The sequence below is a fragment of the Sediminimonas sp. genome (genome assembly GCF_024637375.1).
Classification (GTDB): domain Bacteria; phylum Pseudomonadota; class Alphaproteobacteria; order Rhodobacterales; family Rhodobacteraceae; genus Sediminimonas.
In genome coordinates this window covers 1-20,306 of record NZ_JAGXFK010000044.1, presented here as the reverse complement: position 1 = coordinate 20,306, position 20,306 = coordinate 1, and the positions used below count along the sequence as shown (strand labels likewise).

Below are 20,306 nucleotides of genomic sequence, written 5' to 3'. Positions count from 1 at the left end.
GCGCCAGCACCGCCAGCGCGGCGGCGATGCCACCGGCCGTCCATAGCGTCAGGCGCATGGCTTGCGAGAACCACACCGCCACCGCGACCAGTGCCGCCAACAGCGCGGCCGTGGCCAGCACGAACGGCCACGGCGGCAGCGCCCGGCCCGCCGCGACCGAGTCGCGAAACAAGGTGGCGGCGCGCACCTCGCCGCTGCGCGCCAGCGGCCACAGCGTGAACACCAGCGCCGTCAGCGCGCCGTAGATCGCCGCTTCGATCAGCGGGGCGGGATGCAGCGCGAATTGCGCTGGCACCGGCAGGCGCGACTCGATCAGCGGTGCCAGAAGAACCGGCGCACCGCCCCCCAGGATAAGACCCAGCACGATGCCCAGCACCGACAGCGCGCCGATCTGCAGGAAATAGACCTCGAAGATCAACCGCCGCTCGGCCCCCAGGGTGCGCAGCGTCGCTATGACGTCGGTCTTTTCGGCCAGGTAGGCGCGCACCGCCGCCGACACACCGACGCCGCCCACCGCCAGCCCCGCCAGCCCCACCAGCACCAGGAAGGCACCGATGCGGTCCACGAAGCGGGCCACCTCGGGGGCGCCGTTGCGGGCGTCGCGCCAGCGCATCCCGGTATCGGCGAATGCCTTCTGCGCCTGGGCCTTTACCGTGTCCAGGTTCGCCCCGGCGGGTAGGTCAAGCCGGTATTTCGATGAATAGAGCGTGCCGGGTTCCAGCAGGCCGGAGTCTGCCAGCGCATCGCGTGCCACGATGGTGCGCGGACCCAGTGCGAAGCCGCCCGCGGCGCTGTCGGGTTCGCGCGTGAGCGACGCCATCAGGCGGAATTCCCGCGTTCCAAGGCGGAAGGTGTCGCCGCGCTCAAGACCCAGTTGCGCGATGAGAATGCCGTCCATTACCGCGCCGGGCCGCCCGTCCGCGCCCGCCAGCGCGGTGTCCAGTGGCATCGGCGGGTCCAGTCGCACCTCGCCGAAGAGCGGGTAGGCGCCGTCTACCGCCTTGATTTGCGTCAGCGCGCGCTGCGCGGCCTCGCCTTGCCCGCGCACCGCCATCGAGCGGAAGTCGGCCACCTCCGACACCGCCGCAGCGGTGTCGGCCATCCAGGCGCGTTCCTCGGGGGTGGCAAAGCGGTAGGTGAACTCCAGCTCGGCCTCGCCGCCCAGCAGCGCCGCGCCGTCGCGTTGCAGTCCCGCCTCGATCGCCGCGCGGATGCTGCCCACGGCCGCGATGGCCGCCACGCCCATCGCCAGGCAGGCCAGGAAGACGCGAAAGCCGCGCAGGCCGCCGCGCATCTCGCGCGCGGCGAAACGGGCCGCCAGCCGCAGGCTCATGCGGGGGCCCCGGCCGCGTCGGTCGCATTCGTGACCAGGCGACCGTCGCGCAATTGCGCCACCCTGTCGCAGCGCGCCGCCAGATCGGGGGCGTGGGTCACCAGCACCAGCGTCGCGCCGTGGCGGTCACGCAGCCCGAACAGAAGCTCGACGATGGCCGCGCCGCTGGCGCTGTCGAGGTTGCCGGTGGGTTCGTCGGCCAGCATGATGTCGGGCCGCGGCGCCGAGGCGCGCGCCAGCGCCACGCGCTGCTGTTCGCCGCCCGAAAGCTGCGCCGGGTAGTGGTCGGCCCGCGCGGTCAGGCCCACGGCCTGCAATTCGTCGCGCGCCCGCGCCATCGCGTCGGCATGGCCGGCCATTTCCAGCGGCGCGGCGACGTTTTCCAGCGCCGTCATCGTCGGGATCAGGTGGAACGACTGGAACACCACGCCGACATGATCGCGCCTGAGCCGGGCAAGCGCGTCCTCGCTCATCGTGCCCAGGTCGCGGCCCAGCGTCGTGACGGTGCCGCTGGTGGCGCGCTCAAGCCCGCCCATCAGCATCAGCGCCGATGACTTGCCCGACCCCGACGGCCCGACAAGGCCCAGCGTCTCGCCCCTATGGACATCCAGCGTCAGGCCATGGAGTATCTCGACGGGGCCGGCGTTGCCATCCAGTGTCAGCGTCGCGTCAAGCAGCGAAATTACGGGGTCGGTCATGCGAAAGCGCCTGTTTGGAAAGGATTTTGCCACATATGGGGTGCGGGCGCTGGCGGGCAAGGTGCTGGCGCTCTTTCTGCTGGTCATGACGGCGACCATGCCCGCCGCCGCGGTGGCCGAGCGGGTTACCCTGGTGGCGATGGGCGACAGCCTGACGCAGGGCTACGGGCTGGTCGCCGAACAGGGATTCGTGCCGCAATTGCGCGACTGGCTGGCGCAACAGGGCCATGGGGACGTGCAGGTGGTCAATGCCGGCGTCTCCGGCGACACCAGCGCCGGCGGCCTGGCGCGGGTGGACTGGTCGCTGACCGCGCAGGTGGACGCGATGATCGTGGCGCTGGGCGGCAACGACCTGCTGCGCGGCATCGACCCGGCGGTGACCCGCGCCAATATCGAGGGCATTCTTCAAGCGGCACAGGCTGCCGATGTCGCGGTGCTGCTGGTGGGGATGCGCGCGCCCGGCAATTATGGCGCCGAGTACAAGGCCGAATTCGACGCCATCTGGCCCGACCTGGCCGAGAAATACGGCACCCTCTACCATCCCAGCTATTTCGAGGGGCTGGGTGCTGACGACCCGGCCTCGGCGCGCCGTTTCATGCAGCCCGACGGCATCCACCCCAACGCGCGGGGGGGGGAGCGGATCGTGGCGGCGGTGGGGCCGAAAGTGGTGGAGTTGATCTCGCGCGCCCGGCAGGGCGAGGGAGGTTGAATCGGCGCACGATGCCCCGAAACGCGAAACGGGCCCCGAAAAGGAGCCCGCTTGCTAATCTGTCCAGCAAAGCTGTGGCGATCAGGCTAGAGCGATGTTCACAGCCGATTCGCGGCCATCACGGCCGGCTTCGATGTCGAACGTCACTTTCTGGTTGTCGGCCAGCCCGGTCAGGCCCGAGCGCTCGACAGCCGAGATGTGCACGAACACATCCTTGCTACCGCCCTCGGGCGCGATGAAGCCATAACCTTTGGTGGTGTTGAACCATTTCACGGTGCCATTGGCCATCCGTCATCTCCTTCGTAAGTTGCTGCCCGCGGAAGTGCGGCAGCCCGGCTAGTCAGTGCAAGATCGATTGACTGAGCCGTGAAGGAACAGGTGGTCGATATGGTAACGTCGCGCACCGGAATATGACTCGAGCCTTGCCCTTGTGCAAGTGAAATCGTCACACCGCGTTGCGAAGAGGCAAATATCACATATATTCGTTTCAGAATGCAAATTTCTGGAGGACATGATGGCGACCCTGAAACTGACATGCCTGTCCTGCGGGCAGGTGAACCGCGTGCAAACCGCGCGCCTTGGCGCGGGGCCCAAATGCGGCACCTGTGGCGCGCCGCTGATGAAGGCCAAGCCGGTCGAGGTGGACCTGGCGACATTGCAGAAGGCCGCGCGCACCGACGATGTGCCGTTGGTGGTGGATTTCTGGGCGCCGTGGTGTGGTCCGTGCCGGATGATGGCGCCCGAGTTCGCCAAGGCCGCGGCCGAGCTTTCGGGCCAAGCGCGCCTGGCCAAGATCAACACCCAGGACCATCCCAGGGCCGGCAGCGTCTACAACATCCGCGGCATCCCCACCATGGTGCGATTCGCGCGCGGCCGCGAGACGGCGCGGCAATCGGGTGCGCTGCAGGCGCCGCAGATCGTGGCGTGGGCGCAGGCCGGGGCGGGGGCCGCTGCCGGCTGAGCCAGGCCGACCCGCCAGGCGCGGCGGCGCGGTGTTGTATTCCAATAGAGGAATGTATATGTAGTGTCGTGGAAGCCCCGCAATCGAGCGAGGCCAAAGACAGACAGGATGCAAGACAATGACCCTTGACCGTTCGGTAATGCTCTTCGCAGGCATCATGACCCTTCTCAGCGTCGCGCTGACCTGGTGGGTTTCCCCGCTGTGGATGTGGTTCACCGTGTTCATCGGTGCCAACATGATCCAGTCGTCGTTCACCGGCTTCTGCCCGGCGGCGATGGTGATGCGCAAGCTGGGCATCAAGAAGGGTTGCGCCTTCGAGTGATCCGGGCCGCGGCGGCGCATCGGTCGATTTGCTGCACGCGGGTTGAATCGTGTCAGCGTTCGAGTTGCCGCACCGTTTCGCGCATCTCTTGCAGGCCCGGCTCGAAATTCTCTGCGTCGCCGAAATCCACGAATTGTGCGTAATAGGCATGCTGCGTGCCCACGCGCGCGGCGTGCTTGATCGGGCACCAGTAGGCCTCGGTTCGTCCGGCGATTTCCTGCACGTACCCGATCAGCCCGTTGCCGTAACCGCAATAGATGCAGTTGAGCTTTTGCAGCGCGTTCAGGTAGGCAAGGTGATGCCGGTCGATGCGGATGAAATCGGCGCGGCGCACCCGCTGTATCCCGTAGACGGGAAAGCAGACCCGCTGATAGATCGTCACGAACAGGTCCAGCACCACGAACGGCACGATCAGCGAATAGATTACCGGCGCGGTGATCACCGTCATCGGCCGCGTTCGACGCAGGAAATCGCGTAGCCTGACGCGAAATTCGCGCTGGTGGCGGCGTGCCTCGCGTTCGAACACCACGCGGCCGTTTTCAACCCGGTAGCGGAATTCTTCGCGACGGCGCGCGACATCCTCTTCGAGCTGCTCCTGCAACTCGCGCATGCGGGCGAGTATCTGGTCGGTGGATTTGGTCATAGCCGCCTCTCGTGATCCAAGGAACGCCTCATCGGTATGACAACAAAAGGCGCCGGAGAGAAGCCTCTCCGGCGCCGCATGTCGTTCCGGCGGTCACGCCGACGTTATCAGGTGATCTCGACCAGTTCGATATCGAAGGTCAGGTCGCGGCCGGCCAGCGGGTGGTTGGCGTCCAGCGTCACCTCGGCTTCGGTCACTTCCACCACCGTGACGGGCATGGCGTTGCCGTCGGGGGTCTGCACCTGCAACTGCGTGCCCAGGTCCACCGGGATGTCCTCGGGGATCTCGGCGCGCGGCACCGCCTGGCGGGCCGAGGGGTCGGGCTGACCATACGCCTCGTCGGCGGGTACTTCGACTTTCTTCTTTTCGCCCACGGCCATGCCCGACATGGCGTTGTCGAGGCCGGGAATGATCTGGCCCGAGCCGACGGTGAATTCCAGTGGGTCGCGACCCTCGCTGCTATCGAAGGTCGAGCCGTCGGCCAGCGTGCCGGTATAGTGAATGCGGACAGTGTCGCCCGATTTGACTTGCGTCATGAAGAATCCAATCGTTTGGGGAAGGTGAGTGTCCGAGGCCGCCTGCGCGACGGGTTCTCGCGTTTGATCTGCATATAATAGGTATTGCGGCGCGGAATTGCAAACCGGCGACGGCGGAGCTTTTGGGCTTTCCCGCTGCCGTGCGGCGTGCCACCTTGGCCTTGCCGCGCGGCCGGCCCGCTGCGTGGCGCGGCCCATGCGGCCCACGATCCCGGCGGAGGAGACATAATGCCCATCACCACCTGCATATTCGATGCGTACGGCACGCTTTTCGACGTGTCGGCAGCCGCGCGGCAGGCCGCACAGGAACCCGACCATGCTTCGCTCGCCGACCATTGGCCGGCGGTGGCGGCGAACTGGCGACTCAAGCAGTTGCAATATAGCTGGCTCAGGGCGGTTACCGGCGAATATGTCGATTTCTGGCAGGTCACGCAGGACGGGCTCGACTGGGCGCTTGAGGCACAGGGGCTTGCCGGTGACGCGGCCCTGCGCGAGCGGTTGCTGGCGCTTTACTGGGAGCTTTCCGCCTACCCCGAGGTGCCGGCGATGCTGGGTGCGCTCAAGGCCGCGGGCAAGGCCTGCGCGATCCTGTCGAACGGCTCGCCGGCGATGCTGGATGCGGCGGTGCGCTCGGCCGGGCTGAGCGAATGGCTTGACGACGTGCTGTCGGTGGAAAGCGTGGGCATCTTCAAGCCGGCGCCGCAGGTCTATGACATGGTCGGCCAACGCTTCGGCGTGCCACGCGACGAGGTGTTGTTCGTGTCGTCCAACGGTTGGGACGCGGCGGCGGCGGCAGGCTACGGGTTCACCACCGCCTGGGCCAACCGCGCCGGTGAGCCGGTGGACCGCCTGCCCGCGCGCCCCGATCACGTTCTGGCTGATCTCGACCAGATTCCACGAATTGCGGAGGCATGATGGCCCATTTTACCACCTCGGACGGCCTGTCGCTTTACTACGAGGATGCCGGCACTGGCCTGCCGGTGCTGTGCCTGGCCGGCCTGACCCGCAACGGGTGCGACTTCGATTTCGTCGCCCCCCACATGGCCGACGTTCGGATGATCCGGCTGGATGCGCGCGGGCGCGGCCGCTCGGACCACGCTTCTGACGCGGCCGATTACGCCGTCCCGGTCGAGGCGCGCGATGCGCTGGCGCTGCTCGACCATCTCGGGCTGGACAAGGCGGCAATCCTGGGCACCTCGCGCGGCGGCATCGTCGGCATGTACCTGGCCGCAACCGCGCATGACCGGCTGCTGGGCGTGGCGCTCAACGATATCGGCCCGGTGGTCGAAGCGGCGGGCCTGGGCCTGATCCGCGCCTATGTCGGCCAACAACCGCAGTTCGACAGCCTCGACGCGCTGGCCGAGGCGCGCGCGCGCATGGCCGCCCCGCAATTTCCCGGCGTGCCGCTGTCGCGCTGGCGCGAAGAGGTCGAGCGCACCCATGTGATGACGCCTGATGGCCCGCGTGTGGCCTATGACCCGCGGCTGTCAGAGACGCTGGAGGGCGGCAGCGACGCGCCGGCCGACATGTGGCCGCTGTTCGACGCCATCGCGCCGTTGCCGGCGGCGGTGATCCATGGGCGCAACTCGGATCTGTTGAGCGCCGAGACGGTGGCCGGGATGGCCCGCCGCAACCCCGACCTGATCGTGGCCCATGTGCCCGACCGGGGGCATATCCCGTTTCTGGACGAAGCCGAATCGCTGGAGGTGCTGCGCGCATGGCTGACCCGGATGACGTGACCATCGACACGATCCGCGCCGCGGCGCGGCGGCTCGACGGGGTTGTGCGGCGCACGCCGCTGCTGTCGTCGCCGTTTCTTGACGCGATCGCGGGGCGGCGTGTGCTGGTCAAACTGGAGTGCCTGCAACACACCGGCAGCTTCAAGTTTCGTGGCGGTTATTCGGCGGTGTCGGCGCTGGCCCCGGGGGTGCGCGCGCGCGGCGTCATCGCCTTTTCCAGCGGCAACCACGCGCAGGGCGTGGCGATGGCGGCGCGCATGCACGATGCCCCTTGCGTGATCATCATGCCGCGCGACGCGCCGTGGCTCAAGATCGAGAACACCCGCGCTCTCGGCGCCGAGGTGGTGCTTTACGACCGCGCGACCGAAGACCGCGACGCCATCGGCGCACGGCTGGCGGCCGAGCGGGGTCTGACCCTGATCAAGCCCTTCGACAACGCGCAGGTGATCGCCGGGCAAGGCACCGCGGGGCTGGAGATCGCGTCACAGGCGCGGGCGGTGGGTGTCAGCCGTGCCGATGTGCTGGTGTGCTGCGGTGGCGGCGGGCTGACCAGCGGCATCGCTCTGGCGCTGGAAGCCGAGGCGCCGGGCCTGCGCGCCCGCCCGGTCGAGCCCGAGGGGTTTGACGACGCGGGCCGGTCTCTGGCGCAGGGCCGGATCGTGACCAACGACCGCATCTCGGGCAGCATTTGCGATGCGATCCTGACCCCGGCGCCGGGCGCGATGACCTTCCCGATCATGCACCGGCTGTGCGGGCCGGGACTTGCCGTCGGCGACGCCGAGGTATTGCGCGCCATGGCGCTGGCGGCGCTGCGGCTGAAAATCGTGGCCGAGCCGGGCGGCGCCGTGGCGCTGGCCGCGGCGCTGTGGCACGCCCAGCAGATCGAGGGCGATACGGTGATCGCGGTCGTGTCGGGCGGCAACGCCGACCCGGCGATGCTGGGCCGGGCGGTGGCCGGGGCAGAGACGATGGAGGCGGCACACGGGACTAGTTGACAGCGCCAATCATATTTGCTTCGCTGAGCGAAGCGGGAGGAGACACCATGCGCACACAGGTAGCCATTATCGGGGGTGGTCCGGCGGGGCTGTTGCTGTCGCAACTTCTGCACCAGGCCGGGATCGATACGGTTGTGCTGGAACGGCGCTCGCGCGATTACGTGCTGTCGCGTATCCGCGCCGGGGTTCTGGAAACCGGGCTGGTGGAGCTGATGCAGGCGGCCGGCGTTTCCGAGCGGATGGAGCGCGATGGTTTTGTCCATGACGGCACCCTGATCGCCAATGGCAATGAACAGTTCCGCGTGGATTTCAAGGCGCTGACCGGCAACCACGTCATGGTCTATGGCCAGACCGAGGTGACGCGCGACCTGTACGAGGCGCGCGATGCCGCCGGCTGCGTCACCCTGCACGACTGCTCGGGCGTCAAGCCGCACGACCTCGACACCGACGCGCCCTATGTCACCTTCCTGCGCGAGGGCGCGGTGCATCGGCTGGATTGCGATTTCGTGGCCGGCTGCGACGGCTTCCATGGCCCCTGCCGGCAGGAGATCCCGCAATCGGTGCGACGCGAATTCGAAAAGGTGTATCCGTTCGGCTGGCTGGGTGTGCTGTCGGAAACACCCCCCGTCGATGACGAGTTGATCTATTCCAACTCCGGGCGCGGCTTTGCGCTGTGTTCCATGCGCAACGCGAACCTGAGCCGCTATTACATCCAGTGCCAGTTGTCCGACAGCCCTGATGACTGGACCGACGACATGTTCTGGGACGAGCTCAGGCGCCGCATCCCCGAAGAGGCCACCGCGCGGCTTGAAACCGGCCCGTCGATCGAGAAATCCATCGCGCCGCTGCGGTCGTTCGTGTGCGAGCCGATGCAATGGGGCCGGATGTTCCTGTGCGGGGATGCCGCGCATATCGTCCCGCCCACCGGTGCCAAGGGGCTCAACACGGCCGCGTCGGACGTCAACTACCTGTGGCGGGCGCTGGTGGCCTGGTACAGCGATGGCGAGCGGGGCGGCATCGACACCTATTCGGAAACCGCGCTGGCAAGGATCTGGAAGGCCGAGCGGTTCAGTTGGTGGATGACGACGCTGCTGCACCGCTTCCCCGAACAGAACGATTTCGATATTCGCATGCAGGACGCCGACATCGCCTACCTGCGCGACAGCACCGCCGCCCAGACGGCGATGGCAGAGAACTATGTGGGGCTGCCCTACTGATGCGTATGCTAAGGATCGAGGACGACCTGCGCCTGCATGTGCGCGAGGATGGCGCCCCGAACGGCGCGCCGGTGGTGTTCGCCAACTCGCTGGGCACCGATCTGCGCCTGTGGGACAAGGTGCTGCCGCTTCTGCCCGCGGGGCTGCGGATCATCCGCTATGACAAGCGCGGGCACGGCCTGTCGGATTGCCCGCGCGGTCCCTACTCGATGGGCGCGCTGGTGCGCGATGCCGAGGCGCTGCTGGATGCACTTGAAGTGCGCGATTGCGTCTTCGTCGGGCTCAGCATCGGCGGCATGATCGCGCAAGGACTGGCGGTCAAGCGCCCCGACCTGGTGCGCGCGATGGTGCTGTCCAACACCGCCGCCAGGATCGGCCAGCCCGATATGTGGCAGGCGCGCATCAAGGCGGTGCGCGACGGCGGGATCGCGCCGCTGGCCGACGCGGTGATGGAGCGGTGGTTTTCCGCCTCGTTCCGCGCCGGCGACGAGGTACATGCCTGGCGCAACATGCTGATCCGCCAGCCGGCCGAGGGCTATGCCGGGTGCAGCGCGGCGATCTCGGGCACCGATTTCTACACCTCCACCAGTGGCTTGCGCCTGCCGACGCTGGGCATCGGTGGGTCCGAGGACGGCGCGACTCCGCCCGACCTGGTGCGCGAAACGACCGAGTTGATCCCCGGCGCGCGGTTCCGCCTGATCCGCCGGGCGGGGCATTTGCCCTGTGTCGAGCAGCCGCAGGAATACGCGACCGTATTGTCGGATTTCATCAGGGAGACGGGTCATGTCTGAGCGTCGCAAGCAGGGCATGAAGGTGCGCCGCCGGGTTCTGGGTGACGCGCATGTGGATCGTGCCGAGGCCGGTAAAAGCGATCTGGATGCGCCCTTCCAGGATCTCATCACCGAGGCCGCCTGGGGCCATGTCTGGGCCCGCGACCGGATCACGCCGCGCGAACGGTCGATGCTGACCATCGCGCTGCTGGCCGGTCTGGGCAACGATGACGAGCTTGAAATGCATATCCGCGCCACCGCCAATACCGGCGCCACCCGCGCCGACGTGATGGAGGCGCTGTTGCACGTCGCCATCTATGCCGGCGTGCCGCGCGCCAACACCGCGGTGAAGGTCGCCAAGCGCGTGTTCGACGAGATGGAGAACCACGATGGATGACGGCCCGCTGATGCCGCGCCGGCGCGACAAGCACCCGGTGCCCTACGACCCCGACTACAAGACCTCGGTCAGCCGCAGCCCGCGCTGGCCGTTGCTGTCGATGGAATCGACCCCGTCCGAGGAAACCGGCCCCCGCTTCGGCCACTCGCTGCTGGGGCCACTCGACAACAACCTGGTGCTCAACTACTCGGCGGATGGCAGCCCGGCCATCGGCGAGCGCATCCTGATGCACGGTCGGGTTCTGGACGAGATGGGCCGCCCGGTGCCCGATACGCTGATCGAGATATGGCAGGCCAACGCCGGCGGGCGGTATCGCCACGTCAAGGATGGCTACCTTGCCCCGCTCGACCCCAATTTCGGCGGCTGCGGGCGGACCCTGACCGATGCGCAGGGGCGCTACCAGTTCCTGACCATCCGGCCGGGCGCCTACCCGTGGCCCAACCGCGCCAACGACTGGCGGCCGATGCACATCCATGTTTCGGTTTTCGGGCACGCCTTCGGACAGCGGCTGATCACCCAGATGTATTTCGAGGGCGATCCGCTGATCGACCGTTGCCCCATCGCCGCCACCGTCAAGGACCGCGGGCAGCTCGACCGCCTCGTTGCGCCGCTCGACATGAGCCACGCGCGGCCGCTCGATTTCCTGGCCTACAAGTTCGACATCGTGCTGCGTGGCCGCCGCCAGACAATGTTCGAGAACAAGCCGGAGGGCATGTAATATGGTGCAACCGCTGGACGAACTGTTCGAGACTCCCTCGCAAACCGCGGGGCCCTATGTGCATATCGGTTGCATCCCGTCATTCGCCGGGGTGCAGGGCATCTATCCGCAGGACCTGGGCACAAGCCCGATCTCCGAGGGCGCCAAGGGCACGCACATCACCGTCACCGGCAGCATATATGACGGCACCGGCTGGGCGCTGCGCGACGCCATGTTCGAAAGCTGGCAGTCCGACGCGCAGGGCCGCTTTCCGGGTCAGGACGGCGCCGACCCGAAGGTCAACGGTTTCTGCCGTTTTGCGGCCGATGGCGACAGCGGCGAATTCACCCTGCGCACGGTCAAACCCGGCCTGGTGCCCGCCCGCGGCGGCGGCATGCAGGCGCCGCACATCAGCCTGTGGATCGTGGCGCGTGGTATCAATGTCGGCCTTCAGACGCGGATCTATTTCGACGACGAAGACAACGCCGCCGACCCGCTGCTGGCGCGGATCGAACAGCGCCCCCGTCGCGACACCTTGATTGCAAAACGCGACGGGGAAGGTCAGTATCGCTTCGACATCCGCCTGCAAGGCGACGGCGAAACGGTATTTCTGGACTTGTGAATGGCTGACTTTCTGCTGATCCACGGCTCGTGCCACGGCGCGTGGTGCTGGCGTGACCTGCTGCCGGAACTACACGCGCGCGGCCACCGCGCCCGCGCCATCGACCTGCCCGGCCACGGCGATGACCCCACCCCCTACGCGCAGGTGTCGCTGCACGACTACGCTCAGGCGATCATCGATGCCATCGACACGCCGGTGTACCTGGTGGGTCATTCCATGGCCGGCTTCCCGATCACGCTGGCGGCGCAACTGGCCCCCGAACGGATCACGCGGCTGATCTACCTGTGCGCCTATGCGGCGCAGGACGGAAAGTCGCTGGTCGACATGCGCCGCGAAGCGCCGCGCCAGCCGCTGATGCAGGCGGTGCGCAAGACCGCCGACGGGCTGGCCTTTACCGTCGATCCCGCGCAGACCGCGCAGGTGTTCTACCATGACTGCCCCGAAGGCACTGTCGAATACGCCAATGCGCGGCTTTGCCCGCAGCCGATCGCGCCGCAGGCCACGCCGATCACCCTGGGCCGGCAGGCGGCCAGCGTTCCGCGCAGCTATATCCGCTGCGACGACGACCGTACCATCCCGCCCGAATACCAGCGCCAGATGACCGAGGGCTGGCCGTCACAGGACGTCTACGCCATGCCTACCGGGCATTCGCCGTTCTTCGCCGACCCGGCCGGGCTGGCCGACATTCTGGACCGGATCGCGAAAGGATAGGCCGATGGCTGCCAGCGTGTTCGAAAGTGCCCACCTTGCGCAGCTTTTCCCGGTCGGCGAGGCAGGGCGGCTGTTCACCGACAGCGCCGATATCCGCGCGATGCTGCTGGTCGAGGGCGCGCTGGCGCGCGCTCAGGGCGAGATGGGGCTGATCCCCGAACCCTCGGGACGGTTCATCCACCGCGCCGCGATGGAGGTGCAGATCGACCCCGCCGCGCTGGCGCCCGCGACCGCCGCCAACGGCGTCTGCGTGCCCGAACTGGTGGCCGCGTTCCGCGCCGCGGTCGAGGCGCCCGAGCACGCCCAGTACATCCACTGGGGCGCGACCAGCCAGGACATCATCGACACCGGGCTGATGCTGCGCCTGCGGCAGGTGCTGGCGCAGTACGACACCGGCCTGCGCGCGGTGCTGGGCGCGCTGGCGACGCTGGCCGAGACCCACGCCGACACGCCGATGGCGGCGCGCACCTGGGGGCAGGTGGCCACGCCCACCAGCTTTGGCGCCCAGGCCGCGCACTGGGGCGCGCCCCTGCTTGAGCTTCTCAACGAGTTGCCCGCGCTGCGCGAAGACGCGCTTTGGGTGTCGCTGTCGGGTGCAGCGGGCACCAGTGCCGCGCTGGGACCGCAGGCGCCCGCGCTGCGCGCGCGGATGGCCGAGACGCTGCACCTGGCCGATCCGCGGCGCTCGTGGCATGCCGACCGCACGCCGGTTCTGCGCCTTGCCGCCTGGGTGGCACGGCTGTGCGCGGCCTTGGGCAAAATGGGCGAGGATGCCACCCTGCTGGCGCAGTCGGGGCTTCAAGAGGCCGTGCCGGGCGGCGGCGGCGCCTCATCGACCATGCCGCAGAAACAAAACCCGGTGGCGCCGGCGGTGCTGGTGGCGCTGGCGCGCCACGCGGCGGGGCTGAGTGCTACGCTCAACGGCGCTGGCCTTCACCGGCAGGACCGCGACGGCGCCGCGTGGTTCACCGAATGGCTGACCCTGCCGCAGTTGTGCCTGTCGGGGGTGGCGGCGCTGGAACGCGGCGCGGCGCTGGCCGAGGGCATCGCGCCCGACCCGGCACGCATGGCCGCGGTGATGCGCGGCACTGGCGGGCTCATCCATGCCGAGGCGCTGAGCTTTCGCCTGGCCGGCACCATGCCCCGCCCGGACGCGCAGGCCGCCGTCAAGGCGCTGTGCCTCGAGGCCGGCCAGACCGGGGCGGAGCTGGCAGACCTGGCAGCGCGCGACTTCCCCGAGGCCGACTTGTCCGGCGTCTTCGATCCATCCGCGCAGATGGGTCAGGCCCCGACCGAGGCGCACGCCTTCGCCGCCGCGGTGCGCGCGCTCTGATCCGCACCGCGTCCCTTCATCTTTCTGAAAATACTCAATTTCATTCACCTTCACGGAAAGCGGTCGGTCGCTGTATTCCGCACAGTGGCAGGTTATTTTGCACTTGCAGCTTACAAGCGCCGGGGGCAGGCTGCGGCAAACCGGAACCGGAGGGACCATGCCCATGATCAAAGCCGCCGTCTGCCACGAATTCAGCCAGCCCCTGCAAATCGAAGACGTCAATCTGCGCGCCCCGGAAATGGGTGAGGTCGAGGTCAGGCTCGACGCCGTCGCCATCTGCCATTCCGACATCTCGTTCTGGCAGGGCGGGTTCGGCGGCGCGCTGCCGGCCGTCTACGGCCACGAGGCTGCCGGCCGCGTCACCGCCGTGGGTCCGGGCGTGAAAGACATCCGGGCCGGCGACAGCGTCGCCGTCACCCTGATCCGCGCCTGCGGCGCCTGCAACAGCTGCGGCGCCGGCAAGCCGACGATCTGCGAAACCCCCTATGACGGCACCAAGGGCCCGCTGACCACCGCCGACGGCGGCCAGGTGTTGCAGGGTCTGGCTTGCGGTGCCTTCGCCGAGGCGGTTGTCGTCGACCAGAGCCAGGTCGTCACCATCCCCGAGGACATGGCCAAGGACGTGGCCTCGCTGATGTCGTGCGGGGTCATCACCGGGGTTGGCGCGGCCGTCAACGCCGCCGGCGTGCGCGCCGGGCAGGACGTGGTGGTGATCGGCGCCGGGGGCGTCGGGCTTAACGCCATCCAGGGCGCGCGCATCGCCGGCGCCCGCCGCGTGGTCGCGGTGGACATGCTGGAAAGCAAGCTCGACGTGGCGCGCGAATTCGGCGCCACCGACGCCATCCTGGCCGAGGGCAAGCCATGGGCCGAGGTCAAGAAACTGCTTGGCCGCGGCGCCGACGCGGTGCTGGTCACGGTGGGTGCCGCGGCGGTCTACGACAAGGCGCCACGCTACCTGGCCAATGGCGGCAAGGTGGTGATGATCGGCATGCCGCATCTCGACCAGACCGCCAGCTACAGCCCGATCATCATGGCTGACGCGGGGCAGTCCATCGTCGGCTCGAAGATGGGCGACGTGGTGATCCGCCGCGACATTCCGTGGATGGTGGACCTTTACCAACAGGGCCGGCTCAAGCTGGACGAGCTTATCTCGGGGCGCTGGCGGCTGGACCAGATCAACGACGCCATCGCCGACACCATGACAGGCGCCGCGCGGCGCAACGTGATCGTCTTCGACTGACCGCGCGCCAACCAACCGGGAGGCCGGGATGAAGCTGCAAGACCTGGATATCATCGTCACCGCGCCACCCGCCCCCGGCTGGGGCGGGCGCTACTGGATGCTGGTGAAACTCACCACCGACAACGGCATCACCGGCTGGGGCGAATGCTATGGCGCCAGCGTCGGACCCGTGGCCATGCGCGCGGTGATCGAGGATGTCTTTGCCCGCCACATGCAGGGCGAAAGCCCCGAGAATGTCGAACTGATGTTCCGCCGTGCCTATTCGTCGGGCTTCACGCAGCGCCCCGACCTGACCGTGATGGGCGCGTTCTCGGGGCTGGAGATCGCCTGTTGGGATATCGTTGGCAAGGCACGCGAGCGCCCGGTCTGGGCCATGCTGGGCGGGCGGATGAACGACGCGGTGCGCACATATACCTACCTTTACCCGCTGCCGCATCACGACCTGGACGAATTCTGGGTTTCGCCCGAGATGGCCGCCGAATCCGCCGCCGACGCGGTGGCGCGCGGCTACACGGCGATCAAGTTCGACCCGGCCGGCCCCTACACCATGCGCGGCGGGCACATGCCGGCGATGTCGGATATTTCACGCTCGACCGCGTTCTGCGCCGCGATCCGCGCGGCCGTGGGCGACTGCGCCGACCTGTTGTTCGGCACCCACGGGCAGTTCACCACCGCCGGCGCCATCCGCCTGGGCCAGGCGCTGGAGCCGTATTCGCCGCTGTGGTTCGAAGAGCCGGTGCCGCCTGACGACGTGCCCGCCATGGCGCGGGTGGCAAGCGCGGTGCGCGTCCCTGTTGCTACCGGCGAGCGGCTGACCACCAGGGCGGAATTCGCGCCGCTGCTGGCCCAGGGGGCGGCCGAGATCCTGCAACCGGCGACGGGCCGTTCGGGCGGGATATGGGAGACGCGCAAGATCGCCGCGCTGGCCGAGGCCTTCGGCGCGCAGATGGCGCCGCACCTCTACGCCGGGCCGGTGGAATGGGCCGCCAACCTGCACCTGGCCACCGTCATTCCCAACCTGCTGATGGCCGAGACCATCGAAAGCCCGTATCATGAGGCCCTGATAAAGGGCGGGATCGATGTCGAGGCTGGCCATGTGCGCCTGTCCGATGCGCCGGGGCTGGGTATCGAGGTGGACGAGGCGCTGGCCCGCGCGCACCCTTGGAACGGGCAGGGCCTGCATCTGGAAATGCGCGACGCGCCGTGCGATTATGCCAACGGCAACCGTTTCCAGGGCGGCGCGCCGGCGACGGAAAGCTGATCTCGCATATTGCCGAGCGAGATGTTAACATGATCGCGCTTGAAAAGGACCATCACAACGTGACGACCCCACACCCCCCGGCCCCGCCCGAGGAAATGGCCGAGAACGCCAAGGCGGCGGCGGCCTATCTCAAGACGCTGGCCCACGAGGGACGGCTGATGATCCTGTGCCATCTCGGCTCGGGCGAGAAGAGCGTGGGCGAGCTGGAACAGTTGTTGCAGATCCGGCAGGCCGCCGTCAGCCAGATGCTGGCGCGGCTGCGCGAGGAAGGTCTGGTGAGCACCCGCCGCGACGGCAAGACGGTCTATTACAGCCTCGCAGACCGCAACACCTTCGAGGTGATCGCGCTGCTCTACCGGCAGTTCTGCGGCCCCGGCGACACGCAAGGCACCGGCGCGATAACCTGCTGAGCGCCCCCGCGGGCGCCGGCCACGGTGCGGAAACGCCGGCGCGTCATGTCCCCAGGCACCAGCGCATGATCGCCTTTTGCGCATGCAGGCGGTTTTCGGCCTCGTCGAAGATCACCGAGCGCGGGCCGTCCATGACTTCGGACGTGGCCTCGTCGTCGCGATGCGCGGGCAGGCAGTGCATGAACAGCGCGTCGGGCTTGGCGTGCGCCATCAGCGCGGCGTTCACCTGGTAGCCGCGCAACTGGTTGTGGCGCCGCTCGCGCGCTGATTGCGGGTCATGCATGCTTACCCAGGTGTCGGTGACCACCAGGTCGGCGCCCGCGACCGCTTTTGCCGGGTCGCGCTCGATCTCGACGCGGGCGCCCGCCGCGCGGGCCTCTTCGACGAACGCCATCTCGGGGTCCAGCGGCGCCGGCCCGGTGAAGGTCAGATCGAACCCGAAGCGCCCGGCGGCCTGGGCGAAACTGGCGAAGACGTTGTTGCCGTCGCCCGACCACACTACCTTGCGCCCCTTGATCGGGCCGCGGTGTTCCTCGTAGGTCAGGATATCGGCCATGATCTGGCAGGGGTGGCTGCGGTTGGTCAGTCCATTGATAACGGGCACACTGGAATGTTCGGCCATTTCCAGCAGCGTCGCCTCTTCGAAGGTGCGGATCATGATCATGTCCACGTAGCGCGACAGCACTCGTGCCGTGTCGGCGATCGTCTCGCCATGGCCCAGTTGCATGTCGGCGCCCGACAGCACCATCGTCTGCCCGCCCATCTGGCGTGCGCCGACGTCGAAGCTGACGCGGGTGCGTGTCGAGGGCTTCTCGAAGATCAGCGCCACCATGCGCCCGGCGAGCGGCTGCTCGGCGTCGGGCGCGGCCTTGGGCTGCCCGTCGCGAGCATCCTTGAGCTGGCGGGCGATGTCTATCATCTGCCGCAGCGCGGCCGGGTCGGTCTTGTTGATGTCGAGGAAATGGGGCATCGCGATATCTTTCGTCTGGCGCGGGAGGGGGCGCTGCCCCCGTCCCGGATGTCATCCGGGAGTCCCCCGGAGTATTTATGGAAAGATGAAGATCACTTGCTTGTCGTTTCGAGCGCGGCAGCGGCACGATCGAGCCGTGCAATGGCCTGCGCGATCTCGTCCTCGGAGACGTTGAGCGGCGGCAGCAGCCGCAGCACGTTGTCGGCGGCGGGCACGGTGATCAGATTCTGCTCGTGCGCGGCGGCGCGCACCTCGGCATTGGCGACGCGGCACTTGAGCCCCAGCATCAGGCCTATTCCGCGGACCTCCTCGAAGATGTCGGGGTGGCTGGCCACCAGCCCTTCGAGTCGCTGGCGCAGCAGGCCGGCACGGGCGTTGACGGTGTCGAGGAAGGCCGGGTCGGCGATGATGTCCATCACCTTGTTGCCCACCGCGCAGGCCAGCGGGCTGCCGCCATAGGTCGAGCCGTGGGTGCCCGCGCCCATGGCACGCGCGGCGTCCTCGGTGGCCAGCACCGCGCCCAGCGGAAAGCCGCCGCCGATGCCCTTGGCCACCATCATGATGTCGGGGGTGACGCCGGCCCATTCATGCGCGAACAGCCGCCCCGTGCGCCCCATGCCGCATTGCACCTCGTCGAGGATCAGCAGCGCGCCGGTCTCGTCGCAAAGCTGGCGCAGGCCGCGCAGGCACTGGTCGGGCAGGGGGCGGATGCCGCCTTCGCCCTGCACCGGCTCGATCAGCACGGCGGCGGTCTGCTCGGTCAGCGCTGCGCGCAGCGCGTCGTGATCGCCCCAGTCGAGATGGGTGAAACCGGGCATCAGCGGCCCGAACCCGGCGGTCATCTTGTCCGAGCCGGCCGCGGCGATGGCGGCGGTCGAGCGGCCGTGGAAGGCGCCGTTGAACGCGATGATCTGCGTGCGCTCGGGCTGCCCCCTGTCGGACCAGTACTTGCGCGCCATCTTGATCGCCAGCTCGCACGATTCGGTGCCCGAATTGGTGAAGAATACCGTGTCGGCGAATGTCGCCGCGACCAGCTTGTCGGCCAGTGCCTGCTGTTGCGGGATCTCGAACAGGTTCGAGACATGCCACAGCCTGCCCGCCTGCTCGGTCAGCGCCGCGACCAGGTCGGGGTGTGCGTGACCCAGCGCGTTAACCGCGATGCCGGCCCCGAAATCGAGGAAGCGTCGCCCGTCGCCGGTGCTCAGCCAGCTGCCTTCGCCGTGGGTAAAGGCCAGCGGTGCGCGGTTGTAGGTCGGCAGGATGGACGGGATCATCTTGATATTCCTCGGGTAAAGAAGCCCTGTGAGTGCATCACAAGCGGGCAATAGTCAAGTTTATGGAGGGCGGGGGCGGGGGCGCGATGCGCCCGCACGGAAGCACGGAAAATACGCCGATCAGGCGCGCGTTGCGCGGCCTCGTCGCGGGGTAGCAATGTCGCAAATCCGTGTCATGGCGCGCAGGTTAGCGCCCCGCGCGTCCTGGATGCAAGCGCAAACCCCGCTCAGGCTTTCAACCTGTAGCCGCGCCGGAACATTACCCACGCAACCAGCCCCAGCGCCAGCGTCGTCGCGGTGCAGATCGCCAACCCGAGCGCCGGGTCGCTGTCGGAGACGCCGATCACGCCGTGGCGCAGCCCGTCGATCAGGTAGAAGACCGGGTTGGCATGGGTTACCTCGCGCAGCCCCGGCGGCAGCGCCTGAACCGAGTAGAAGGTGCCCGACAGGAAGGCCAGCGGCGTAATGACGAAGTTGGTGATCGCCGACATCTGGTCGAACTTGTTGGCGAAGATGCCCGCCACGATGCCCAGGGCCCCCATCAGCGCCGAGGCCAGCACCACGAAGGCCACGGCGTAGGCCGGATGCGCCATGCCGATGCCCAGGAACAACGCCAGCCCCACCCAGATCACCGTCGCCACCAGCACGCCGCGCACGACGCTGCCGGCGAGGTAGCCCAGCACCAGCTCGGCCGGGCTGAGCGGCGGCATCAGCGTGTCGACGATATTGCCCTGGATCTTGGCGCTGATGATCGAGGACGACGAATTGGCGAAGGCGTTCTGAACCACCGTCATCATCAGGATGCCCGGGGCGATGAAGGTGGTGAAATCCACGCCCATCACCGCGCCCCGGGTCGGGCCGATGGCGATGGAAAAGATCGTCACGAACAGCCCTGCCTGAACCAGCGGAGCCAGGATGGTCTGCGTGCGCACCGCCATGAAGCGGCGCACCTCCCGCAGCGCCAGGGTATACAGCCCCAGCCAGTTGACCCGGCCAAAGCGCCGGGTGCCCATGCCCGTGTCGGTTGCCTGCGCCATGCGCGTCCTCCTGTATGTCTGCTGCGATTCGATGCCTTGTAACTCGGATGCGAGTGATTAGAATAGGGCGCCAGTCGCAGAATGCAGGTTGGCCCGTGCCGGCACACCGCAAAAACCCGAAACTCAAGGAAATTGCATGTCCTGGACCGATGAACGTGTCGAGCTGCTCAAGAAGATGTGGGGTGAGGGCCAGTCCGCCAGCCAGATCGCCAAGGAACTGGGCGGCGTGACCCGCAACGCCGTGATTGGCAAGGTCCACCGCCTTGGGCTGTCGAACCGGGCCGGCAGTACGGCGACCGCCGCCGCCGAGGCCAAGCCGCAGGCCGCCCCAGCGGAAGCCGCCGCCACAGCGCCGGACGCGGGCCCTGGCCCCGCCAAGGCCAAGCGCGGCGCCAAGCCCGCTGCCGCGCCCGCCGCGGAGGGGCCGGAGG

At 68.1% G+C, this 20,306-nt stretch carries 25 protein-coding genes; 17 read left to right on the top strand and 8 right to left on the bottom strand.

Translation table 11 applies throughout. The features are described 5' to 3' along the window. The coding region (locus tag Q0L89_RS06780; RefSeq protein ID WP_296763394.1) for an FtsX-like permease family protein at positions 1–1,333 on the bottom strand (1,333 nt) is incomplete at its 3' end. Then, on the bottom strand, positions 1,330–2,031 hold the full coding sequence (locus tag Q0L89_RS06775; RefSeq protein WP_296763393.1) for an ABC transporter ATP-binding protein: 702 nt from the start codon (positions 2,029–2,031) through the stop codon (positions 1,330–1,332). The genes Q0L89_RS06780 and Q0L89_RS06775, both read right to left, overlap by 4 nt. Here Q0L89_RS06775 and Q0L89_RS06770 point away from each other — a divergent pair. Continuing rightward, positions 2,030–2,740: an arylesterase gene (locus tag Q0L89_RS06770; protein ID WP_296763392.1), complete on the top strand. Its 711-nt coding sequence runs from the start codon at positions 2,030–2,032 to the stop codon at positions 2,738–2,740. The two genes, Q0L89_RS06775 and Q0L89_RS06770, sit on opposite strands and share 2 nt — an antisense overlap. 81 nt (positions 2,741–2,821) lie before the next feature. Here the strand turns inward: Q0L89_RS06770 and Q0L89_RS06765 are convergent, their stop codons facing one another. Beyond that, on the bottom strand, positions 2,822–3,028 hold the full coding sequence (locus Q0L89_RS06765; protein WP_296763391.1) for a cold-shock protein: 207 nt from the start codon (positions 3,026–3,028) through the stop codon (positions 2,822–2,824). A gap of 226 nt (positions 3,029–3,254) precedes the next feature. On the opposite strand from Q0L89_RS06765, the gene Q0L89_RS06760 reads away from it, so the two are divergent. Both Q0L89_RS06760 and Q0L89_RS06755 read left to right on the top strand, forming a co-directional pair. Beyond that, positions 3,255–3,701, top strand: a complete 447-nt coding sequence (locus Q0L89_RS06760; protein ID WP_296763390.1) for a thioredoxin domain-containing protein — start codon at positions 3,255–3,257, stop codon at positions 3,699–3,701. 118 nt (positions 3,702–3,819) lie between these two features. After that, a complete protein-coding gene (locus tag Q0L89_RS06755) occupies positions 3,820–4,023 on the top strand; it encodes a DUF2892 domain-containing protein (RefSeq protein ID WP_296763389.1) in 204 nt (67 codons plus the stop codon). 52 nt (positions 4,024–4,075) lie between these two features. On the opposite strand, the gene Q0L89_RS06750 is transcribed toward Q0L89_RS06755, so the two are convergent. Beyond that, positions 4,076–4,666 carry a hypothetical protein gene (locus tag Q0L89_RS06750; protein ID WP_296763388.1) on the bottom strand — a complete coding sequence of 197 codons (591 nt, stop codon included), beginning with the start codon at positions 4,664–4,666 and terminating at the stop codon, positions 4,076–4,078. A gap of 107 nt (positions 4,667–4,773) precedes the next feature. Beyond that, entirely contained in the window at positions 4,774–5,202 is a 429-nt protein-coding gene (locus Q0L89_RS06745; RefSeq protein ID WP_296763387.1) for a peptidylprolyl isomerase, read from the bottom strand. 228 nt (positions 5,203–5,430) lie between these two features. Between Q0L89_RS06745 and Q0L89_RS06740 the strand changes: the two genes are divergently transcribed. From Q0L89_RS06740 to Q0L89_RS06680, 13 genes are all read left to right on the top strand, one after another. Next, positions 5,431–6,117: a haloacid dehalogenase type II gene (locus Q0L89_RS06740; RefSeq protein ID WP_296763386.1), complete on the top strand. Its 687-nt coding sequence runs from the start codon at positions 5,431–5,433 to the stop codon at positions 6,115–6,117. Then, positions 6,114–6,941: an alpha/beta hydrolase gene (locus Q0L89_RS06735; RefSeq protein ID WP_366937901.1), complete on the top strand. Its 828-nt coding sequence runs from the start codon at positions 6,114–6,116 to the stop codon at positions 6,939–6,941. The genes Q0L89_RS06740 and Q0L89_RS06735 overlap by 4 nt, the downstream gene beginning before the upstream one ends. Further along, entirely contained in the window at positions 6,920–7,936 is a 1,017-nt protein-coding gene (locus tag Q0L89_RS06730) for a threonine/serine dehydratase (RefSeq protein WP_296763385.1), read from the top strand. Before Q0L89_RS06735 ends, Q0L89_RS06730 begins: the two co-directional genes overlap by 22 nt. 47 nt (positions 7,937–7,983) lie before the next feature. Beyond that, a complete protein-coding gene (gene pobA / locus Q0L89_RS06725) occupies positions 7,984–9,153 on the top strand; it encodes a 4-hydroxybenzoate 3-monooxygenase (RefSeq protein WP_296763384.1) in 1,170 nt (389 codons plus the stop codon). Beyond that, positions 9,153–9,944: a 3-oxoadipate enol-lactonase gene (gene pcaD, locus Q0L89_RS06720; RefSeq protein WP_296763383.1), complete on the top strand. Its 792-nt coding sequence runs from the start codon at positions 9,153–9,155 to the stop codon at positions 9,942–9,944. Before pobA ends, pcaD begins: the two co-directional genes overlap by 1 nt. Beyond that, a complete protein-coding gene (gene pcaC / locus Q0L89_RS06715) occupies positions 9,937–10,320 on the top strand; it encodes a 4-carboxymuconolactone decarboxylase (RefSeq protein WP_296763382.1) in 384 nt (127 codons plus the stop codon). Before pcaD ends, pcaC begins: the two co-directional genes overlap by 8 nt. Further along, on the top strand, positions 10,313–11,038 hold the full coding sequence (pcaH, locus tag Q0L89_RS06710) for a protocatechuate 3,4-dioxygenase subunit beta (protein WP_296763381.1): 726 nt from the start codon (positions 10,313–10,315) through the stop codon (positions 11,036–11,038). Before pcaC ends, pcaH begins: the two co-directional genes overlap by 8 nt. 1 nt (position 11,039) lies before the next feature. Further along, positions 11,040–11,639, top strand: coding sequence for a protocatechuate 3,4-dioxygenase subunit alpha (gene pcaG, locus Q0L89_RS06705; RefSeq protein WP_296763380.1), 600 nt, complete (start codon positions 11,040–11,042; stop codon positions 11,637–11,639). Next, positions 11,640–12,350: an alpha/beta fold hydrolase gene (locus tag Q0L89_RS06700; RefSeq protein ID WP_296763379.1), complete on the top strand. Its 711-nt coding sequence runs from the start codon at positions 11,640–11,642 to the stop codon at positions 12,348–12,350. It begins immediately after the preceding gene. A 4-nt stretch (positions 12,351–12,354) separates the two neighbouring features. Then, positions 12,355–13,683: a lyase family protein gene (locus Q0L89_RS06695; protein ID WP_296763378.1), complete on the top strand. Its 1,329-nt coding sequence runs from the start codon at positions 12,355–12,357 to the stop codon at positions 13,681–13,683. Positions 13,684–13,840: 157 nt separating this feature from the next. After that, on the top strand, positions 13,841–14,923 hold the full coding sequence (locus tag Q0L89_RS06690; protein ID WP_296763377.1) for a Zn-dependent alcohol dehydrogenase: 1,083 nt from the start codon (positions 13,841–13,843) through the stop codon (positions 14,921–14,923). A 28-nt stretch (positions 14,924–14,951) separates the two neighbouring features. Continuing rightward, complete coding sequence (locus Q0L89_RS06685; protein WP_296763376.1) at positions 14,952–16,184, top strand: mandelate racemase/muconate lactonizing enzyme family protein; 1,233 nt, start codon at positions 14,952–14,954, stop codon at positions 16,182–16,184. A 95-nt stretch (positions 16,185–16,279) separates the two neighbouring features. Further along, on the top strand, positions 16,280–16,594 hold the full coding sequence (locus tag Q0L89_RS06680; RefSeq protein WP_296763395.1) for a metalloregulator ArsR/SmtB family transcription factor: 315 nt from the start codon (positions 16,280–16,282) through the stop codon (positions 16,592–16,594). 43 nt (positions 16,595–16,637) lie between these two features. On the opposite strand, the gene argF is transcribed toward Q0L89_RS06680, so the two are convergent. The 3 genes from argF to Q0L89_RS06665 form a co-directional block, all read right to left on the bottom strand. Further along, on the bottom strand, positions 16,638–17,564 hold the full coding sequence (gene argF / locus Q0L89_RS06675) for an ornithine carbamoyltransferase (protein ID WP_296763375.1): 927 nt from the start codon (positions 17,562–17,564) through the stop codon (positions 16,638–16,640). A 92-nt stretch (positions 17,565–17,656) separates the two neighbouring features. Next, positions 17,657–18,838, bottom strand: a complete 1,182-nt coding sequence (locus tag Q0L89_RS06670; protein WP_296763374.1) for an aspartate aminotransferase family protein — start codon at positions 18,836–18,838, stop codon at positions 17,657–17,659. 227 nt (positions 18,839–19,065) lie between these two features. Next, complete coding sequence (locus Q0L89_RS06665; protein ID WP_296763373.1) at positions 19,066–19,875, bottom strand: ABC transporter permease; 810 nt, start codon at positions 19,873–19,875, stop codon at positions 19,066–19,068. Positions 19,876–20,011: 136 nt separating this feature from the next. Here Q0L89_RS06665 and Q0L89_RS06660 point away from each other — a divergent pair. Beyond that, the coding region (locus Q0L89_RS06660; protein WP_296763372.1) for a GcrA family cell cycle regulator at positions 20,012–20,306 on the top strand (295 nt) is incomplete at its 3' end.

Bases quoted from the DNA above. Each gene is read 5' to 3' on its own strand.
- Q0L89_RS06770 (WP_296763392.1), top strand. From the start codon at position 2,030: ATGCGAAAGCGCCTGTTTGGAAAGGATTTTGCCACATATGGGGTGCGG.
- Q0L89_RS06775 (WP_296763393.1), bottom strand. From the start codon at position 2,031: ATGACCGACCCCGTAATTTCGCTGCTTGACGCGACGCTGACACTGGAT.
- Q0L89_RS06765 (WP_296763391.1), bottom strand. From the start codon at position 3,028: ATGGCCAATGGCACCGTGAAATGGTTCAACACCACCAAAGGTTATGGC.
- Q0L89_RS06760 (WP_296763390.1), top strand. From the start codon at position 3,255: ATGGCGACCCTGAAACTGACATGCCTGTCCTGCGGGCAGGTGAACCGC.
- Q0L89_RS06755 (WP_296763389.1), top strand. From the start codon at position 3,820: ATGACCCTTGACCGTTCGGTAATGCTCTTCGCAGGCATCATGACCCTT.
- Q0L89_RS06750 (WP_296763388.1), bottom strand. From the start codon at position 4,666: ATGACCAAATCCACCGACCAGATACTCGCCCGCATGCGCGAGTTGCAG.
- Q0L89_RS06745 (WP_296763387.1), bottom strand. From the start codon at position 5,202: ATGACGCAAGTCAAATCGGGCGACACTGTCCGCATTCACTATACCGGC.
- Q0L89_RS06740 (WP_296763386.1), top strand. From the start codon at position 5,431: ATGCCCATCACCACCTGCATATTCGATGCGTACGGCACGCTTTTCGAC.
- Q0L89_RS06735 (WP_366937901.1), top strand. From the start codon at position 6,114: ATGATGGCCCATTTTACCACCTCGGACGGCCTGTCGCTTTACTACGAG.
- Q0L89_RS06730 (WP_296763385.1), top strand. From the start codon at position 6,920: ATGGCTGACCCGGATGACGTGACCATCGACACGATCCGCGCCGCGGCG.
- pobA (WP_296763384.1), top strand. From the start codon at position 7,984: ATGCGCACACAGGTAGCCATTATCGGGGGTGGTCCGGCGGGGCTGTTG.
- pcaD (WP_296763383.1), top strand. From the start codon at position 9,153: ATGCGTATGCTAAGGATCGAGGACGACCTGCGCCTGCATGTGCGCGAG.
- pcaC (WP_296763382.1), top strand. From the start codon at position 9,937: ATGTCTGAGCGTCGCAAGCAGGGCATGAAGGTGCGCCGCCGGGTTCTG.
- pcaH (WP_296763381.1), top strand. From the start codon at position 10,313: ATGGATGACGGCCCGCTGATGCCGCGCCGGCGCGACAAGCACCCGGTG.
- pcaG (WP_296763380.1), top strand. From the start codon at position 11,040: ATGGTGCAACCGCTGGACGAACTGTTCGAGACTCCCTCGCAAACCGCG.
- Q0L89_RS06700 (WP_296763379.1), top strand. From the start codon at position 11,640: ATGGCTGACTTTCTGCTGATCCACGGCTCGTGCCACGGCGCGTGGTGC.
- Q0L89_RS06695 (WP_296763378.1), top strand. From the start codon at position 12,355: ATGGCTGCCAGCGTGTTCGAAAGTGCCCACCTTGCGCAGCTTTTCCCG.
- Q0L89_RS06690 (WP_296763377.1), top strand. From the start codon at position 13,841: ATGCCCATGATCAAAGCCGCCGTCTGCCACGAATTCAGCCAGCCCCTG.
- Q0L89_RS06685 (WP_296763376.1), top strand. From the start codon at position 14,952: ATGAAGCTGCAAGACCTGGATATCATCGTCACCGCGCCACCCGCCCCC.
- Q0L89_RS06680 (WP_296763395.1), top strand. From the start codon at position 16,280: ATGGCCGAGAACGCCAAGGCGGCGGCGGCCTATCTCAAGACGCTGGCC.
- argF (WP_296763375.1), bottom strand. From the start codon at position 17,564: ATGCCCCATTTCCTCGACATCAACAAGACCGACCCGGCCGCGCTGCGG.
- Q0L89_RS06670 (WP_296763374.1), bottom strand. From the start codon at position 18,838: ATGATCCCGTCCATCCTGCCGACCTACAACCGCGCACCGCTGGCCTTT.
- Q0L89_RS06665 (WP_296763373.1), bottom strand. From the start codon at position 19,875: ATGGCGCAGGCAACCGACACGGGCATGGGCACCCGGCGCTTTGGCCGG.